Genomic DNA, 12,380 nt, shown 5'->3' with positions numbered 1-12,380 from the left:
CTCCGCCTGAGCTAGTTCGAAAAGGCTAAGGGCAAATCGCTCCGTTTTGAAGTAACTTTAGCCCCTACTAAAATTGGAGAGGATCCCGCAATGCCGAACTATATCGCATGCGCCCTAGCTATCCTCACATACTTTTCGTGCACCGCCTCCTATGCTCAGACAACCTTCCAGGTCCCAGGACACCCATTTCGCTCGACTGTGAATTGTGTTCGCGAGGCGCCAATTGGCAAGTTCGACCGCAAGTGCGACATTCCACTAACCGGCTGGCGCTGCGCCGAAGGTCTGTGGCTTCCGATTGTCCAGAGCGGCCTCTAGGTCGCTAGAGGTCCCAGGGCGCACGCCCCTGTCCCAAGCAAAGCAACACTCTGGGATCACATCGATCGGCACGGCCTGGCGCGATGGTTCGGCACAACTCAGTCGATCGTGGCACGTGGTCGACGCATGCGTTGTAAGCAGTGCAGCAACAACAACGGTAACGTGATCCGGGTGCGAAAACACCGACGGTGATTGTCGACCGCAGCGATGGAACATTGTTGTCGCACCCGAGTTATAAGAGCACCCCAACGTATCAGCTCCAAGGCCCCTCTTCCCCGGGTCTATTTTTTGAGCTCGAAGACATCAACGTTCTCGGCCAGCTCGCGCAGGCCTTCGAACGATGGATGCCGTAACTTCCCTTCGCTGGTGATCTCGGTATAGGTGATCGGCGACAAATGCCGGCTCACAGAAAACCGCGTTCTTGCGCTTGAGCGCGACCGGCGGCATGTCCGACAATTGCTTGCGAAGGTCGCGGGCCATTTTGTCCGTAAAGCCTGTTCCGACCCCGCATACATAGACCAGCTCGTTGCCTCGCCTCGCCGTAAGCAGCAACCGCGAAATCGCGCCGGCCACCTTCGTCGATGGCTCACATCCGACGACTACAAAGCCGTCGCTCTGGATGCACTTCAGCTTTACCCAATCGCCGCAGGCACCTTGGTCGAGAACCGTGGGCGGGTACTTTAGCCAGAGCCATAAGGCACGCACGCCGAACAGATTCACGATACATTAGCAATCGGAACAATGCCCTACCGCACGCGTTTTTAAATGCATAAGCGTTGGTGTATTGTGGAGGCAACCCAACGTGGGCTCCGGACGGTCTGGCTACTCTCCAACCCAAAGACCGTCTGGATCTCCCTCCACGATTCCAGTGTAATCCCCCCAGCAACGGCGCATACTCTATGCGGGGCAAACGTCGGCCCTGTTCTCCCCTGGGCCGGCTAGGATTAGGGCTATGGGTAAAGCGGTTGGATCTCGCACAGGGATTGTAACGCCTGACGACTTCAAGCAGATCGAATGTGTCTTCCGGGAAATGGTTCAGGAAAGGCACCTCGCCTTTGATAGCGATGAAGCCGTTACGCTCGCGGCGCACCTGATCAGCCTTTTTCAAAGCGGCATCCACGACCACGATGCGCTCAAACAAATGGCTGGTTAATTGGGAGGGCGGCTGCCTGACCCGGCGGGACAACTGGAAAAGAGCGGCCTTCTTTTAGGGCTCTGCGGGAAGACCGCTAGCAATCTCAGCAACGACTAAATATCGAACTAAATCTGATGATTGGCGAGAACAATTCGCATTTAAGGAAAGGAGCGGCTAAGGAGTCGTCTCGTTTCCGCTGTCGTTCCCGCGGCGCCTTTTATAAGCGCCGCTTCTCTGTGGGCTCTGAGCCGGATTCCCCGCTACCAGCAGCAGTTCGACGCACGCAAATCTCAACTTTTGCTCACTTGGAGCCAATTAAAGATTTCGCTATCTTTCTCTCGTCGGTGAAGGCGGTAGCTCAAGAAGGGAGGTCTAAATGGCTATTCACTTTGACCAGTCAGGTTTTGAACTCGCACCCGAACAGCTCGATACACTTCAAAGGATATTCGATCGCATTTGCTTCGAAACGAGGATCCCGCGCCAAGACATCCGCGCTGGCCGCCTCGCAAAATTCCTGATGGATGAATTTAGGTTCGGCAATACGGATGAGTTGGCGTTAACAGAGTGCGGTCGCTGGTTCTGTAGGCGGGCGAGCCCAACACGTCGAATTCAGAGCGAACAGCAACCGACCAGTATGCTGCACTAGGCGATGTGTTGCTCAACACCGCAGAGTGACGCGCTGCCCCACTCTCGGCCCTCGACTGGGATCACACTACGCCAGGCATACTCCGGTCAGCGTGGCCGCGCAACGGCCACGCCGTCATCGAGATGCCCCAGAGACAGCTGAAAATATTCCGCATCCGAGGCCCGATCCGATATGCATGTGCTCGTTAATTCAGCGCCGGCGTCGGTCCCCAGACCTCGCGATAGAATCGGAAGTCGGCACGTTCATGTCCGTGCTGCGAGCAGCAGGCGACGGGACTTATCGAGACCAAACATGTCGCCATAGCGATCGAGCGCGACCATGACGGAGGTGAAGTTGCTTGCATTGACCGCCCTTTCGCGGCCGAGCGAATTTTCTGCACAGATATGGCGCCATTCGGATTCCTTTTTATTGGATGCTGGCCATTTTCCGACCGGGCTTGCACCGTGAACCACTCAAAAACGGGGGACTCTCATGGCTCCAGGACGGCGCCCTACTGAGGAGAAATGGTCGAACTGCATGAATCGCAGTGGCTCTCATCGCCTCGCGCGCGCCCGCGCAGGCGAACACGACGGTGTGCTTGGGAAATGTGTGTATTGTCACTTCCACGGACGGCACCAACCATGAAAGGTCTCTGAGCGACATCAATGAAGAAGCGAGAAAGGAATCGCTTGAGAACATTCGAGACCATTGATTGTTGTGTGGCAGACGATGCCTCCACTTGCCTGAGAGCAAAACTCACGCTGCAGCGCCTTTTCTACTAAACGCATGCTCCTTGATGCCTTCCCGCCGCTAGACGAGCGCGAGGCCCGCCGCATTGATGCGCCGGCTCATGTTGCTCCTCTCGGCGCGATACGCGTTGAGTCTAAGGTATGTGGATGACGCTTTAGCCCCGTTGGGAATAAACTAACAACGCTTGACAAAGCACGGCATTGGCCGTTCAACTCGGTTCATTCACCAGGGGAGTCCCGACAAGGGGCTGAGATATTGCTGGGCGGATCGGCTCTTTCGACCGCAGCGCAATGACCCGTTGAACCTGATCCAGTTCATGCTGGCGTAGGGACGGTGGGAACGACGGCAGTTGCGACAGCTCCTTTGCGATCGCGTGGACGTGTCTCTATCTTTCCAGCGCCAAGATCTGGGTCTCCAAACGTCAAGGTTGGAGCCGACCAATGGTTTTTTCAGATGTCGTACACGAGCCAAACCGCGGACATAGACGGCAACATCGACGCCCGTTAGCGGTGCGGCGCATGGATGAATGGCCCTACAGCTCCGGCCAGGTAACAGCTCGAACGGCTGCCAAATGAGGCAGGTGCTGATCAACGGAGCGGGTGTCATCGGCCTTGTCACCGCATACGAACTGGCGCGACGCGGCATTGAGGTCGACGTCTTCGAACGTTCAAAACGGATTGGCGCCGGCGCATCCTGGTTTGCGGGCGGCATGCTGGCGCCCTGGTGTGAGCGCGAAAGTGCCGACGAGAAAGTCGAACGCGTCGGCGCGACAGCCATCGAGTGGTGGAAGACGGCGCTGCCCGACAAGGTCGTGCAAGAGGGGACACTTGTCGTCGCCGCCGCGCGCGATACACGCGAGCTCGATCGCTTCGCGGCGCGAACCAAAGGGCACAGATGGCTTGATGCAGACCAGATAGCCGAACTGGAACCCGATCTCGCCGGCCGTTTTTCTCGTGCACTCCACTTCCCGAGGGAAGCGCATCTCGATCCGAGAGAGGCGCTGCCTTCACTCCATGACACATTAATGGCCATGGGGGTGCGTTTTCATTTCGGCCAGGCGACCGATGCCACCGTCGATCGCCGTGTCGATTCGCATATTGACTGCACAGGCCCTGCCAGGCTCCCGGATGACGCGGCACTGCGGGGCGTGCGTGGCGAGATGCTCTATCTGCGCACCGGCGACATTCAACTGTCGCGTCCAGTGCGCTTCCTGCATCCTCGACACCCCATCTATGTCGTTCCACGCCGCCAGGGCGTCTTCATGGTCGGGGCAACAATGATAGAGAGCGAATTGTCCGGTCCTATCACTGCACGGTCGCTGATGGAGCTCTTAAACGCAGCCTACGCCCTGCACCCGGCCTTCGGCGAAGCGCAGATCACCGAAACCGGAACTGGCATTCGCCCCGCCTACCCCGACAATCTGCCAAGGATCACGAAAAGCGGTTCGATCTATTCCGTGAACGGTATGTATCGGCATGGTTTCCTGCTCTCGCCGGCTCTTGCGCACGACGTTGCCGAACTTCTGCTCAACCCGGACCACAGATCGGAGTTCTATGATGAACCTTAACGTCAATGGCGAAGAGCACGAGGTCGCCTGCTCGACGCTCGCCGAACTGATGGCTGCACTCGACTATGAAGGAAGCTGGCTGGCGACCGCTGTCAACGGCGAACTCGTTCACGCGGCCGACCGCGATCGATGGCGCTTACGCGATCATGATCGCATCGAAATTCTCTCGCCGATGAAAGGTGGCTGACCATGCTGCAAGTCTACGACACGGAAATCACCTCCCGACTGCTCCTGGGCACAGCGGGCTATCCATCTCCAGCCGTGCTTTCGGACGCGGTGCGGGCTTCAGGGACACAAATCATCACGGTCTCGTTGAGGAGAGAGACGGCCGGCGGCAAAGCCGGAGGTGCGTTTTTCGAACTGATCCGCGAGCTCGGGACGAAAATACTGCCGAACACCGCCGGCTGCCACACCACCAAGGAGGCGGTGCTCACTGCTAAGATGGCGCGCGAGGTTTTCAAGACGAACTGGATCAAGCTCGAAGTGATCGGCAATCACGACACATTGCAGCCGGATGTGTTCTCGCTGGTCGAAGCCGCACGGATCCTTTCGAACGAAGGCTTCGAGGTCTTTCCCTATACGACCGACGATCTGGTTGTCGCCGAGCGCCTGCTGGAAGCTGGCTGCCGCGTGTTGATGCCCTGGTGCGCTCCGATCGGCAGTGCCATGGGGCCGCAAAATCCGTCCGCCTTGCGGTCGATGCGCGCGCATTTCCCGGACGTGCCTCTGATTGTCGATGCGGGCATCGGCCGCCCTTCGCATGCAACGACAGTGATGGAGCTCGGTTTCGATGCCGTGCTCCTGAATACCGCGGTGGCCGGTGCCGGAAATCCGGCCGTGATGGCATCGGGTTTTGCCAAGGCGATCGAGGCCGGTCGGCTGGCTTTTGAAGCCGGCATGCTCGAACCGAGAGACATGGCAGTCCCCTCCACCCCGGTGATCGGAAAGGCGGTCTTCTCATGAAGCTCGATCCCTTCTACCTCATTGTCGACAGCGCGAATTGGGTCGAACGCCTCGTTCCAATTGGAGTGAGGCTGGTCCAGCTTCGCATCAAGGAAAGACCCGATAGCGAAGTCCGTAGCGATATCCGCATCGCCAGAACCATATGCGAGAGACACGGTTGCCAACTTGTCGTCAACGACCATTGGCGCATGGCGATCGACGAAGGCTGCGATTTCGTTCATCTCGGCCAGGAAGATCTGGCGCAAGCTGACGTGGCCGCGATCCGTGGGGCCGGCCTTAAGCTCGGCATCAGCACACATGACGAGGCCGAACTCGATATGGCGCTGTCAGTCGCGCCCGACTATGTCGCGTTGGGTCCGGTCTATCCGACCGTTCTCAAAAAGATGAAATGGGAGCCGCAGGGACTTGCTCGCCTCGCCACATGGAAGAAGAAAATCGGACCGACCCCACTGGTTGCGATCGGTGGACTGAACCTTGAACGCATTGATGGCGTCCTCACCCATGGCGCGGATTGTGCCGCGGTCGTGACCGACATTACACGTAGCCAGGATCCCGAGGACAGAACTAGGCGATGGATCGCTGCAACCTCACGATGGCGCATTGCGCCAGCTTGAACGAGATCTTCGTTTCCCAGCCGGCGACCACGGCCGAGCACCGTCCCCAGATGAGCCTCACCCTCAGAAAAGCCGCCACAACGGAAAATCGACCGAATATAGATGCCTAGAAGAGTGCCGCGAGGCTAACGTGTGACGGCGTAGTCACCGACGATCCTTGTTTCGCAAGCATCGTCAAGGTATATAGAAACCTGAAGGTGCTGTGGTCGAGGAAGATGTCTATTGTTGCAGTAAAGGTTTTGTCGACTGTCAACGCCCCTTATGGGACGAAGCTTTCGGCTGAGCAATTGGCATCCAAGATTTCCGATCCTGCCAGCGCAGTCAATTTCGATGCGTCGGCGTTCTCCTTTTTTTCCGAGGTAGACGAGAACCTTCAGATCTCGTTCCTTGGCGAAATGCACGTTGATCCGGCGATCGCTTCCGACTTAGCACGGAAGTTCTCGGCACTTGCCGGTTACCCGCTACCTTTGGCGCGGGCGGCATAATTGGTCGAACACCCAGCCAGCAGATGGGGGGACCTGTTTGATCACGCTGGCTGCATTATCGATCAGGCAAGCTCCCAACTCACATTGATCGACAATTGGACTTTTAGAGGCGGTACCGCCCTGATGCTCCAGATCGATCATCGCGAGAGCTTTGATGTCGACATCTTCATCGATGATCCGCAGCTTCTGAACCCGAAGACACAGGGCTACGCGCTCGACATCAACCCTGACGGCTATCAGTCCGATGGATCAAGAACATTGAAGATCGTCTTCGAGAATGTTGGCGAAATCGACTTTATCTGCGCGCCCAGCCTGACTGATAACCCCACGGTGAAAGCGGAGGTGCGCGGTCGCGACGTCCTGCTTGAGACCCCTGGCGAAATCATCGCAAAGAAAATATTTTACCGCGGGCCACGATGCAGCCCCGCGACATGTTCGACATCGCCTGCGTCGTGAAGACTCACGGTGTCGAGTATCTCAATGAGGCCCTTACGCCCTTCGGAGACAAATGCGAGAAGGCTCTAAAAGTCGCTCGCCAGATGAACCCGCAGTTCGCGGAGACCATCATGACAAGACTTTTGTACCGTGAAGGCTTTTCCGAGATTCCACGCCTGGGACAGGCAATGACGATCAAACTCCTGGAAGCCATCTGCGCTCATTCGACCGGCGCAAAAGTCTAGCATGAGCCCATCCAAGTCGCAGACCGCCACTTTGGGCGCTACTAAGGCTCCCGGACTGAAGCGCCATTTGCTCGCAACAACGCCATCAACACTGGTCCGAGCGAAAACTCCCCTCGCCGCGCCTTTGCCGTCAAATAGCACAGACAACCGCCGGCCGAGTTGATGTAGCCTGCCTTCTCGAGAATGCAGGCCATCGTTGCGGCGACGCTTTCCGGTCCGATCGCCTCACAAGCATCCTGATAGAAAAGACAAGTCCAAGGTCGCTTCCGATGCAGGCTTAACAGTACTGAGCCTGATGCCTTGCCGGCTGGGCATCTCTGCGAAACTGGCTCCGTGCGCGCGATGTGCCCACGCTGGTCATGCTGCACGCCCAGAAAAGGATGAGCGTACCAGGCGGCGGCCGCTATCGCGGCCAAAGCCCGTTCGCGCGCGGCTTGACCGGTTAAAAGGGTCGCCGCGGAGGTTCAGCGCAAGCGCCGGCCGCAGGCCGGGAACCGGGACCGACTACCCCCGGCAAGCCGCTCCGCACTCCCGAGGCATTTCACGCTTCGCGACCATGCGCCCACGCCCTGGCAGCCAAAACCGAGGGGCAACAATCTCGCCCAATCGCGCAGATTTGGCTGGGATTTCCACCGGCCTCGGTGAAGAGAACACGGCACGTCATGGTTAAGTGGAATACGCGTTCTATTGTCATATTTTCGTTGCATATTCATTTCATTTCGCTTCTACTACTTTTTGGTTTCGCAGCGAAGGTTGCGTAAGCTTCGATCGAGGAGGATCGATTTTGCCGGGCGTGCCAAATGCCCTGGCTTTTGAGAAATGGGAGGAATCATGTTCAGACATTTGAACTGGACCGTCGTGGTCGCGTCCGCATTTTCAGTCGGCCTTGCTTCAAACGCATTGGCCGCTACCGAGCTTTCCTGGTGGCACGCCATGACCGGCGCCAACAACGAAGTTGTCGACAAGCTGGCAAAGGAATTCAACGACAGCCAGACCGCCTACAAAGTCGTGCCCGTCTTCAAAGGAACCTACCCGGAAACGTTGAACGCCGGCATTGCCGCGTTCCGCTCCAAGCAGGCGCCCGCCATCCTGCAGGTCTTCGACGCAGGCAGCGGTGTGATGCTGGGTGCGGAAGGCGCGATCCTGCCGGTGGCAGAGGTGCTCCAGAAGGGCGGTTACGAATTCAACAAGGATCAATACCTGCCGGGCATCGTCGCTTATTATTCGAAGGCGGACGGTACGATGCTGTCCTTCCCTTATAATTCGTCGTCGCCGATCCTGTATTACAACAAGGACGCGTTTACGAAGGCCGGCCTCGATGCGGAGAACCCGCCGAAGACCTGGCCGGAGGTGTTCGACGCGGCCAAGAAGATCAAGGCGAGCGGCGCTTCGGCCTGCGGCTTCACCTCCACCTGGCTCACCTGGATCCAGACCGAAAACTTCGCAGCCTGGAACAACGTGCCTTACGGAACGAACGAGAACGGCCTTGCCGGCCCCGACGTCGAACTGAAGGTAGACGCACCGCTGTTCGTCAAGCATTTCCAGGCGATAGCCGATCTCGCAAAGGACGGTACGTTCCGTTATGGCGGCCGCACCTCGGAAGCAAAGCAGCTCTTCACATCAGGTGAATGCGCCATTCTGACAGAATCATCCGGTGGCCTCGGCGACATCATCAAGTCGGGTATCAAATACGGTATTGGCCAGTTGCCCTATTACGAGGGCAGCGGTCCGCAGAATACGATCCCGGGCGGCGCAAGCCTCTGGGTGTTCGGCGGAAAATCCGACGATGAATACAAGGGCATCGCCGAGTTCTTTAATTTCCTGTCGAAGACAGAAATCCAGGCACGCCTGCATCAGGTCTCGGGCTATCTGCCTGTTACCCTCGCCGCCTATGAGGAAACCAAGAAGTCGGGATTCTATGAAAAGAACCCCGGCCGTGAAACGCCGATTCTGCAGATGATGGGCAAGGCGCCAACGGAAAACTCCAAGGGTGTGCGGCTCGTCAATCTTCCGCAGGTGAGAGACATCCTCAACGAAGAGTTCGAGGCGATGCTCGCCGGGCAGAAGGATGCGCAAGCGGCCCTGACCGAAGGCACCAAGAAGGCGAACGCCGCAATCGCGGCAGCCATCGGAAACTAACGATGCAATAGCAGGACTGCCCCGGGCGTGAACCGGGGCAGTCCATCTCCTCGCGCAAAGAAGGGGGTCGCTTTGCAGCCTGTCGTCTTTCCCAATAAAATACTGCCTTATCTCCTGCTCGCACCGCAGATCGTGCTCACGGTCATCTTCTTCTTTTGGCCTGCGAGCCAGGCGCTCTATCAATCCGTGCTTCGCGAGGATCCGTTCGGGCTCAAGTCCGGCTTCGTCGGCCTTGCCAACTTTCGCGCCGTTCTGGCAAACCCGGACTACCTGCATTCGCTGAAGGTCACAGTGGTCTTCAGCCTGGCGACGGCGTTGCTCTCGATGGCTGTCGCTCTGTTGTTGGCAACGGCGGCAGACCGGGTCGTTCGCGGCCGAAACATCTACCGCACACTTTTGATCTGGCCCTATGCCGTTGCACCTGCAGTGGCCGGTATGCTGTGGCTCTTCATGTTCAATCCGGCGATGGGGACATTTGCCTATATCTTGCGGCGCAACGGCTTTGCCTGGGATCCGCTTCTGAACGGCGACCAGGCCATGGCGTTGGTGATCGTCGCGGCTGCCTGGAAGCAGATCAGCTACAATTTCCTCTTCTTCGTCGCCGGTCTGCAGGCGATCCCGAAATCGCTGATCGAGGCTGCATCGATTGACGGCGCGCGCGGAGCGCGGCGTTTCTGGACGATCGTCTTCCCGCTTTTGGCACCGACAACCTTCTTTCTGCTCGTGGTCAACACGGTCTACGCCTTCTTCGACACGTTCGGCATCATCCATGCTGTCACCGGCGGCGGACCGGCGAAGGCGACGGAAACCCTCGTCTACAAGGTCTACAATGATGGCTTCGTCAATCTCGACCTCGGCAGTTCCGCCGCGCAATCGGTCATTCTCATGGTCATCGTCGTCGCACTGACGGCGTTCCAATTCCGCTTCGTCGAGAAGCGGGTTCACTACTCATGAGGCGCGCCGATGATTGAAAAACGTCCCATCGCCAATTTCATCGGCCATCTCGTGCTGATCATCGGCGTCATTATCGTCGCCTTTCCGATCTACTACACCTTCGTCGCCTCCAGCCGGACGTCGGTCGAGATCATCCGTCCGCCGATGTCCTTGACCCTCGGCGATCAACTGAGCGAGAACTATACGGAGGCGATGTCTGGCGGCGTCGAGCGCGTGGTCGGCGTCAGCCTTGAGCGGCTCTTGTTCAATTCGACGGTCGTTGCGATTGCCATCGCCGTCGGCAAAATCGTCATCTCGTTCCTCTCGGCCTTCGCGATCGTTTTCTTTCGCTTTCCGCTGAAGATGGTCTTCTTCTGGATGATCTTCATTACGCTGATGCTGCCGGTCGAGGTGCGCATCCTGCCCACTTACAAGGTGATCGTCGACCTCGGGTTGATCGATACCTATGCTGGCCTGACGCTGCCTTTGATGGCTTCGGCAACGGCGACCTTTCTTTTCCGGCAGTTCTTTCTGACGATCCCGGGCGAACTGGTGGAAGCGGCGCGCATCGACAATGCCGGCCCCTTTCGCTTCATGCGTGACATCCTGCTTCCGCTTTCGAAAACCAACATCGCCGCGCTGTTCGTCATTCTCTTCATCTATGGCTGGACCCAGTATCTCTGGCCGTTGCTGGTAACGAACGACGCGAAGATGAACACCATCATCATCGGCCTGCGTCGCATGGTCGATTTCACCGACGCCTCGACGCCCTGGAACTATGTGATGGTAACCGCGATCCTCGCGATCATCCCGCCGATCCTCGTCGTCGTGCTGATGCAGCGCTGGTTCGTCAAAGGTCTTGTGGAGACTGAGAAGTAATGGCTCAAATTACCCTGAACAACGTCCGCAAGGTCTATGGCGGCAATATCGAGGCGATCAAGGGAGTCTCGCTGCAGATCGATGATGGCGAACTCGTCGTTCTCGTCGGCCCATCTGGATGTGGAAAGTCCACGCTTCTGCGCATGATTGCGGGTCTCGAAAGCATCAGCTCCGGCGAGATCGTCATCGGCAACAGAACAGTCAATGATCTGGAACCCGCCGAGCGGGACATTGCGATGGTGTTTCAGAACTACGCGCTCTACCCGCATATGACCGTGCATCAGAACCTTGCCTACGGGCTGAAGAACCGCAACACGCCGAAGGACGAGATCGAGCGTCGTATCGCGATTGCCGCCAAGACCCTGGAGATCGAGCAGTATCTCCACCGCAAACCACGCCAGTTGTCCGGTGGCCAGCGCCAGCGCGTGGCCATGGGGCGGGCGATCGTGCGTGAACCGGCCGCGTTCTTGTTCGACGAGCCACTGTCCAATCTCGACGCCAAGTTGAGAGGGCAGATGCGGATCGAAATCAAGCGCTTGCAGCGGTCTCTTGGCACGACCAGCGTTTACGTCACGCATGACCAGATGGAGGCGATGACGCTTGCCGACAAGCTGGTCGTGGTCAATGGCGGACAGATCGAGCAGGTCGGATCACCGATCGAACTCTACGAAAAACCGGCAACGACTTTTGTCGCAACGTTCATCGGTTCACCGTCGATGAACCTGCTCAAACATGCTGAAACTCTTGAGGGCTGGTCGATCTCGCCCAATGTGCCCAAACCAGCAGGCGCATTTACGATCGGCATCCGACCGGAAGACCTCGTTGTCAGTGAACCCACCGCTCCGGACTTTGATTTCACCGCCAAGGTCCGCATCGACAGCATCGAACTCGTTGGAGCGGAGAGTTATGTGCATGGCAAATTCGCCAATGGCCAGGATCTTGTGTTCCGAGTCCCAGGGCGATCGGTGAGGCAGATCGACGATCATGTGACCGTCGGCGCGCTGGCCAAGGACCTGCATGTGTTTGACGATAGGGGCAAGCGCGTGTCCTAAAAACACGTGCTTTGCGGCTTCCCAACCTCGCCAAAATCAATGAGCCTTGCCTCGGCGGCGGAATGGAGCGATCGTTCCGCGTGTCTTGTATCGCAGGCGATGATTTTCTAGATCAACAGGTTCGGATAATCAGCTGATATTACTAGTTATTCCACAGTGCCAAATGAGCTGTCGGTCTGTACCTTAGGTTTTCGAGGTCGGTGCTGCGGACGCTTTCCACGAGACCAATGAGTGCATCGATGC

At 57.7% G+C, this 12,380-nt stretch carries 13 protein-coding genes, 2 pseudogenes and 1 riboswitch; of the genes and pseudogenes, 13 read left to right on the top strand and 2 right to left on the bottom strand.

Annotated elements, in window-relative coordinates; translation table 11 throughout:
* Window positions 1-702: 702 nt before the first annotated feature.
* Window positions 703-888 (bottom strand): annotated as a pseudogene (locus IB264_RS35675) (hypothetical protein); the annotation flags it as partial.
* A 379-nt stretch (window positions 889-1,267) separates the two neighbouring features.
* Here IB264_RS35675 and IB264_RS31225 point away from each other — a divergent pair.
* The 9 genes from IB264_RS31225 to IB264_RS34940 all read left to right on the top strand — a co-directional run bounded on the left by IB264_RS31225 (window position 1,268) and on the right by IB264_RS34940 (window position 7,134).
* Window positions 1,268-1,468: a hypothetical protein gene (locus IB264_RS31225; protein WP_057210642.1), complete on the top strand. Its 201-nt coding sequence runs from the start codon at window positions 1,268-1,270 to the stop codon at window positions 1,466-1,468.
* 358 nt (window positions 1,469-1,826) lie between these two features.
* Complete coding sequence (locus tag IB264_RS31220) at window positions 1,827-2,096, top strand: hypothetical protein (RefSeq protein ID WP_025428903.1); 270 nt, start codon at window positions 1,827-1,829, stop codon at window positions 2,094-2,096.
* Window positions 2,097-3,042: 946 nt separating this feature from the next.
* Window positions 3,043-3,174: riboswitch (TPP riboswitch) on the top strand.
* A 222-nt stretch (window positions 3,175-3,396) separates the two neighbouring features.
* The gene (thiO, locus tag IB264_RS31215; RefSeq protein ID WP_084815239.1) at window positions 3,397-4,392 is read left to right on the top strand and encodes a glycine oxidase ThiO; all 996 of its coding nucleotides are present in this window, start codon (window positions 3,397-3,399) and stop codon (window positions 4,390-4,392) included.
* Entirely contained in the window at window positions 4,382-4,579 is a 198-nt protein-coding gene (thiS, locus tag IB264_RS31210; protein ID WP_057210634.1) for a sulfur carrier protein ThiS, read from the top strand. Before thiO ends, thiS begins: the two co-directional genes overlap by 11 nt.
* Window positions 4,580-4,581: 2 nt before the next feature.
* Entirely contained in the window at window positions 4,582-5,355 is a 774-nt protein-coding gene (locus IB264_RS31205; RefSeq protein ID WP_192434929.1) for a thiazole synthase, read from the top strand.
* Window positions 5,352-5,969: a thiamine phosphate synthase gene (locus IB264_RS31200; protein ID WP_025428908.1), complete on the top strand. Its 618-nt coding sequence runs from the start codon at window positions 5,352-5,354 to the stop codon at window positions 5,967-5,969. Before IB264_RS31205 ends, IB264_RS31200 begins: the two co-directional genes overlap by 4 nt.
* A gap of 215 nt (window positions 5,970-6,184) precedes the next feature.
* Window positions 6,185-6,454, top strand: a complete 270-nt coding sequence (locus IB264_RS31195; protein ID WP_025428909.1) for a hypothetical protein — start codon at window positions 6,185-6,187, stop codon at window positions 6,452-6,454.
* A gap of 123 nt (window positions 6,455-6,577) precedes the next feature.
* Entirely contained in the window at window positions 6,578-6,910 is a 333-nt protein-coding gene (locus IB264_RS34945; RefSeq protein WP_025428910.1) for a hypothetical protein, read from the top strand.
* Window positions 6,886-7,134, top strand: a complete 249-nt coding sequence (locus tag IB264_RS34940) for a hypothetical protein (RefSeq protein WP_156613018.1) — start codon at window positions 6,886-6,888, stop codon at window positions 7,132-7,134. Before IB264_RS34945 ends, IB264_RS34940 begins: the two co-directional genes overlap by 25 nt.
* Window positions 7,135-7,175: 41 nt before the next feature.
* On the opposite strand, the pseudogene repC reads toward IB264_RS34940, so the two are convergent.
* A pseudogene (repC, locus tag IB264_RS34935) lies at window positions 7,176-7,376 on the bottom strand (replication initiation protein RepC); the annotation flags it as partial.
* A gap of 589 nt (window positions 7,377-7,965) precedes the next feature.
* Here repC and ugpB point away from each other — a divergent pair.
* The 4 genes from ugpB to IB264_RS31165 all read left to right on the top strand — a co-directional run bounded on the left by ugpB (window position 7,966) and on the right by IB264_RS31165 (window position 12,137).
* Entirely contained in the window at window positions 7,966-9,273 is a 1,308-nt protein-coding gene (gene ugpB / locus IB264_RS31180) for a sn-glycerol-3-phosphate ABC transporter substrate-binding protein UgpB (RefSeq protein ID WP_057210627.1), read from the top strand.
* Between the two features lie 72 nt (window positions 9,274-9,345).
* Window positions 9,346-10,227, top strand: coding sequence for a sn-glycerol-3-phosphate ABC transporter permease UgpA (gene ugpA, locus IB264_RS31175; RefSeq protein WP_057220613.1), 882 nt, complete (start codon window positions 9,346-9,348; stop codon window positions 10,225-10,227).
* A gap of 9 nt (window positions 10,228-10,236) precedes the next feature.
* A complete protein-coding gene (ugpE, locus tag IB264_RS31170) occupies window positions 10,237-11,085 on the top strand; it encodes a sn-glycerol-3-phosphate ABC transporter permease UgpE (RefSeq protein ID WP_025428914.1) in 849 nt (282 codons plus the stop codon).
* Window positions 11,085-12,137, top strand: coding sequence for a sn-glycerol-3-phosphate import ATP-binding protein UgpC (locus IB264_RS31165; protein WP_057210625.1), 1,053 nt, complete (start codon window positions 11,085-11,087; stop codon window positions 12,135-12,137). Before ugpE ends, IB264_RS31165 begins: the two co-directional genes overlap by 1 nt.
* Window positions 12,138-12,380: the final 243 nt, after the last annotated feature.

Origin of the sequence: Ensifer sp. ENS11 (assembly GCF_014851895.1) — a bacterium.
Classification (GTDB): domain Bacteria; phylum Pseudomonadota; class Alphaproteobacteria; order Rhizobiales; family Rhizobiaceae; genus Ensifer; species Ensifer canadensis.
The sequence above is the reverse complement of the archived record's forward strand: the minus strand, read 5'-3'. Positions and strand labels throughout refer to the sequence as shown.

Bases quoted from the DNA above. Each gene is read 5' to 3' on its own strand.
- IB264_RS31225 (WP_057210642.1), top strand. From the start codon at position 1,268: ATGGGTAAAGCGGTTGGATCTCGCACAGGGATTGTAACGCCTGACGAC.
- ugpE (WP_025428914.1), top strand. From the start codon at position 10,237: ATGATTGAAAAACGTCCCATCGCCAATTTCATCGGCCATCTCGTGCTG.
- thiO (WP_084815239.1), top strand. From the start codon at position 3,397: ATGAGGCAGGTGCTGATCAACGGAGCGGGTGTCATCGGCCTTGTCACC.
- IB264_RS31205 (WP_192434929.1), top strand. From the start codon at position 4,582: ATGCTGCAAGTCTACGACACGGAAATCACCTCCCGACTGCTCCTGGGC.
- IB264_RS31220 (WP_025428903.1), top strand. From the start codon at position 1,827: ATGGCTATTCACTTTGACCAGTCAGGTTTTGAACTCGCACCCGAACAG.
- IB264_RS34940 (WP_156613018.1), top strand. From the start codon at position 6,886: ATGTTCGACATCGCCTGCGTCGTGAAGACTCACGGTGTCGAGTATCTC.
- IB264_RS31200 (WP_025428908.1), top strand. From the start codon at position 5,352: ATGAAGCTCGATCCCTTCTACCTCATTGTCGACAGCGCGAATTGGGTC.
- IB264_RS31195 (WP_025428909.1), top strand. From the start codon at position 6,185: ATGTCTATTGTTGCAGTAAAGGTTTTGTCGACTGTCAACGCCCCTTAT.
- thiS (WP_057210634.1), top strand. From the start codon at position 4,382: ATGAACCTTAACGTCAATGGCGAAGAGCACGAGGTCGCCTGCTCGACG.
- IB264_RS34945 (WP_025428910.1), top strand. From the start codon at position 6,578: ATGCTCCAGATCGATCATCGCGAGAGCTTTGATGTCGACATCTTCATC.
- IB264_RS31165 (WP_057210625.1), top strand. From the start codon at position 11,085: ATGGCTCAAATTACCCTGAACAACGTCCGCAAGGTCTATGGCGGCAAT.
- ugpB (WP_057210627.1), top strand. From the start codon at position 7,966: ATGTTCAGACATTTGAACTGGACCGTCGTGGTCGCGTCCGCATTTTCA.